This is a genomic window from Pseudoalteromonas sp. S2755, assembly GCF_005886535.1.
In the GTDB taxonomy this organism is placed as follows: domain Bacteria; phylum Pseudomonadota; class Gammaproteobacteria; order Enterobacterales; family Alteromonadaceae; genus Pseudoalteromonas.
The window spans coordinates 1-4,140 of sequence record NZ_PNDS01000109.1; the positions used below are offsets into that span (position 1 = coordinate 1).

Sequence of the window (4,140 nt, forward strand, 5' to 3'; positions counted from 1 at the left end):
GCAACCGATGACGTCGTTGCCATCGTTTCCATCGTTTCCATCGTTTCCGTCGTTTCCATCGTTGCCATCACCTGAGCAATCCCGACCCTCTTGACTAGCATAACCAGATGGCATTGAGAAATTGCCATTATCATCGGTTTCTATTTCACAAACTGAGCCATCTGGGTTGTCAAAACAGACTTTTCGCTTGCCGCCGCCAGTACCAAAAATTGGAATGTCACTGTCAGATTCAGCTGGGCAATAGTCAGGTTTCAGACATAGAACATCATCTACCCCGCGTGCATACCTGATAGTGTGGTCACTACCTGGAGAGGGAGGGCAACTATACGATTTTCTCTCAGAATATGGGATAGATGCATTATCCTGACATCCGCCCTCACCCAGATAACAATCGTAAACACCTATGATATTAATGGTCGAACCGGTATCAGATTGTGAAATGACTCTATAGGTTGAACTGGATGATTTTTTATACGAGATAAGTTCTTGAGCACATTGCTGTTTTGATTCATATTCCCTCGTGATACCAGCAGGATTACAAATAAAAATTTCTTCCTCTTTTGCCTGAACAGCAGTATCTAACTGGCGCTGAGTAAAAGCCTGAACATTAGGCACAAAAAAAGCGCTCAGGAGCGCCATTGTTAAAATATATTTCATGGTTTAACCCCATCCGAAATTTTTACAGACTATAAATCCAGTGATAGCCCCCATAAACGCGATTAGCGTATAAATGAGGGCGACGATTAAGCCGCCCATCAGACACCCCCTTAAGCCTTGTTAACTGCACGCTTAGCCAAGGTAATTCCCTTAAGACCCATAGCAATACCGACGATTGCTACGCCAGTTCCTGTAATGAATGCCGCTACTGTTGATAGGTCTACTGCTGCAAAAATATCTGCCATTGTGATTTTCCTTACTGATTAAATTTTATTAATGATTTTTCGAGCATATCCAACGTTTGCGGATAGAAACCCGAATGTAACAACGAGGCCGAAACCCCAAATAAACGCCTCGCCAATGTCGAGACTGGTTATCTGAGTGCTAGCGGTAAACGCCTCAGCATCACTGGCCGTTACTAACACGTAGCCAGCGCATTGTGATAGTGGTTCAGATGTAGCCGAAATCGTGCCGTCAGCATTCAGATAAATACATTGCATTACTTACCGCCACCCAAAGATTGCTTGAAGTGAGCCTTTAAATCTGGGTCAACTGGTAGTAACTCGACTACCTCATTTTCAAAAGTTTGGTCGTTGAATTCGAAACGAAGGTCATACGATTTATCTGCCACAAATGCGCCCGTATCGATAAGAACGTGAGCGTAACCAACATTAATGGCAATCGGCTCTTTGCCGAATGGTGTTGATGTTGTTTTGCCAGCTGATTTGCGTTTGAATTTTGGTGAATTCACAGACTCAAACGGATAAAGCACCTCAAGCGCGGCTTTTTCAACATCTGGATTTTTTGATTCTGGGAACGAGGTAATACCAATCCCTGCAATAACGATAGCCATGTTATAGACTCCTAAATTGTTCGGTTAAAATTTGTTTGTAGGTGTTGGGTATATCGAGAGATTTACCCGTTATGTGGTGTTCGGGTATCAGCAGACCTAGCACCTGCTCAATGTCCCCGCCCGTAATTTCTAAAATGTCAGCCATCGCTTTACCGCACATGCGACGAACCCAACGAGCGCGAGACGCTAAATCGGTTGCAGCAGATGAGGCGCGAGGACTGACAGCAGTGTGAACCCCGTCAGCATCAATCATGGATTGAGCAAATTTGCATAGGCCAGCAAAAGCGGCATCGGGATCTAAAAGGATCTCAACTGGATATTTTTTCAGTTCAACCTCATTGCGATACCAAACTAGAGAATCCTCTTGGATGCCCTGCTCTAATTTTTTGTTGTAGATACGCCAAAAAACTGGACTGGTACGTTTACCAAATGTCACCATCTCAACATCGTAAACACCGTTAATATTCATGCTGTGACGTGGCGACATTGTTGGACTCCGACCACCGCCAGAGCGAGCAAACCCATTATCAAAAAATGCCTGTTCAGCGTATTTGCAATCAAAATTGCCGTCATAGCAGTCATAGGCCAAATCGGTTCTAGCGATATAGCGGATTTGGAGAACGTTGGACAACCAATGATGCACAACAAATGGTGTTGTGTGTGACCACAAATGTTTGCAGCCCTCACCTGAAATTTGCACGTAACATGTTTCACGTTGGCCGCCGATACCAACGAACCCGATTTGATTACCCTCAAGAGTCAAAAGGTTCATAGAATTTTGGTAGCCGTGAAAACCTTTATCACGTGGTGCAGAAAGCTCAAAGCCAAGCACCTCACGACAAAAAACGCGCAGCGTACTGATATAAAAATCAGCCATTAAACGTTGAATGCGTAATTTCTCAGACTCGATTTTTTTATCTATCTCATCTGGCGTTAAACCCGTTGTATTCAAATTGGATTTAATATCAGGTTGTTTGGGGAACAGCGTTTGTGTTTCATGCGTTCTGCCAGCAAATCCAGCTCGTGCGCAGTAACGTAAATCAGCGAGTTTGAACGTGAACGCCAGATGGTCAATAGTCACCTGATTATCAGAGTTTTTGCGGGTTCTAGCCTGTCTGCGCTCGATTAATTTCGCTGCTAGTTCAGTCGTTTGAGTAGGGCCAAACATTAGATAACCCCCTGAGCAACTAAATCACGGTAGTTTGAATCCGTAACCTCGACCGTTTCACAGTCATACTCATGGGCTACCCATGCGCGGAATTGGTACATGTTATCGAAATAATCATACAGACGTTCACCGTCCAGATCATACGTAACCTGAACCCCCGCCTGTTTGTTGTTTTCGTAGTAGATGACCATTCCGTGCCTCAGTAGCTAATTGCGTAAATGCGAATGTTACCGATAACGAAATGTTTGGGGAGGTCAAATCCGCCCTATCACATAGTTACATGTAACATATTTCGAGCAGAGTATAATCACACTACATGTGACATGTAAACAGGTTTCTAAAAATAAATTCCCATGTAGTATATTTCTATAAAATTCAAATCGAGAGAAATCATGGCTAGAAATGACACGTCAATAGCAATTAATGGAGACCGAAAAAAGGCGTTGCAGGACGCTGCTGTCGACATAACAATCGCAACAAGAGAACCATGCAAAATATCAGCAATAGTTCAACACCTAATCGATAATTATCTAGATGAAGCAACAAGAGATCTAAAGGCAAAAAGGAAAGGTTAAAAGGGAAAGCCGCGAATCGTCGGTGAGTTATACCCCGTAATACAATTACGGGGTATTTTTTGGTGCGCATCTCAGCTCAAGGCACCCTCCCGCAAAGCGGGTGCCCTCCCTAAGCTGAGATGTCGAACGAAAGAAAGTAAGGTTTATCAAGGGAGCGCGCTGCGCTCGGGAATGGCCTACAAGAATATATCGAGCCGCCCACGGCGGGTACTCGCGCTTGAACCACTTGTCTACATATCAATATCAAAGTTAGCGCTTCATGCGACAAGTCGCATCTGCAAAGTGCATTAGAACATCTTCATCTTTAAACGATCCATTTCTAACGGATTTTGCCTCAACCAATCAATTAACTGTTTTTCAGAATCAGTTATACGATACGGCTTCTTAGGTTCGTCGGTTCTTGGCCGACCTGCTCCAGTACGAGCACCACCATGATTTTTTTGCTTGGGATTGCTACTGGCCAATCGCGAAAGGTCATCAATGAAAATATCTTTGCACTGTTGTAGATTGTCAGCATCTCTCCAAATCTCATCATTTCCGTTTATATACATGAAGTTATGTTTATCAGGGAAAAAAGTAGCATTAATGCCAATGTTAGAAACTAGCCCCACTATTGAGCCTAACTCATGTATTTCTAGTGTGATTTCATTCATTTTGATTTCTGTAACGCAATTCAAGGTGTGAATAAAAATTACACCATCTTGATTTATGTTACAAGTATCAAAGCACCCTGCCAGCCAATAATTCGCATTATGTTACGGGCAAAAATCAGTCATGATTTTTGATGCTCGGGCGGGAATATTTTCCCTCGCATAAACCACAAAAGCCCCGCAGGTGGCTATTTTGCGGGGCTTTTTCTCAACATAACGCAGTCGTTAAATTATAGG

Annotated in this window: 5 protein-coding genes and 1 pseudogene; all 6 read right to left on the reverse strand. The window is 43.4% G+C overall.

Features of this window, described 5'->3' with window-relative positions; genetic code table 11:
• Nucleotides 1-657: pseudogene (locus CWC03_RS17010) on the reverse strand (hypothetical protein); the annotation flags it as partial.
• 110 nt (nt 658-767) lie between these two features.
• The gene (locus CWC03_RS23895) at nt 768-902 is read right to left on the reverse strand and encodes a hypothetical protein (protein ID WP_283234898.1); all 135 of its coding nucleotides are present in this window, start codon (nt 900-902) and stop codon (nt 768-770) included.
• A gap of 18 nt (nt 903-920) precedes the next feature.
• Nucleotides 921-1,157, reverse strand: a complete 237-nt coding sequence (locus tag CWC03_RS17015; protein ID WP_138582897.1) for a hypothetical protein — start codon at nt 1,155-1,157, stop codon at nt 921-923.
• On the reverse strand, nt 1,157-1,510 hold the full coding sequence (locus tag CWC03_RS17020; protein ID WP_138582898.1) for a DUF1293 family protein: 354 nt from the start codon (nt 1,508-1,510) through the stop codon (nt 1,157-1,159). The genes CWC03_RS17015 and CWC03_RS17020 overlap by 1 nt, the downstream gene beginning before the upstream one ends.
• A gap of 1 nt (nt 1,511) precedes the next feature.
• Complete coding sequence (locus CWC03_RS17025; RefSeq protein WP_138582899.1) at nt 1,512-2,678, reverse strand: replication initiation factor domain-containing protein; 1,167 nt, start codon at nt 2,676-2,678, stop codon at nt 1,512-1,514.
• Between the two features lie 862 nt (nt 2,679-3,540).
• On the reverse strand, nt 3,541-3,906 hold the full coding sequence (locus CWC03_RS17035; RefSeq protein ID WP_138582901.1) for a hypothetical protein: 366 nt from the start codon (nt 3,904-3,906) through the stop codon (nt 3,541-3,543).
• Between the last annotated feature and the right edge of the window lie 234 nt (nt 3,907-4,140).

Coding starts and splice junctions, on each gene's coding strand:
- CWC03_RS23895 (WP_283234898.1), bottom strand. CDS start 902: ATGGCAGATATTTTTGCAGCAGTAGACCTATCAACAGTAGCGGCATTC.
- CWC03_RS17015 (WP_138582897.1), bottom strand. CDS start 1,157: ATGCAATGTATTTATCTGAATGCTGACGGCACGATTTCGGCTACATCT.
- CWC03_RS17020 (WP_138582898.1), bottom strand. CDS start 1,510: ATGGCTATCGTTATTGCAGGGATTGGTATTACCTCGTTCCCAGAATCA.
- CWC03_RS17025 (WP_138582899.1), bottom strand. CDS start 2,678: ATGTTTGGCCCTACTCAAACGACTGAACTAGCAGCGAAATTAATCGAG.
- CWC03_RS17035 (WP_138582901.1), bottom strand. CDS start 3,906: ATGAATGAAATCACACTAGAAATACATGAGTTAGGCTCAATAGTGGGG.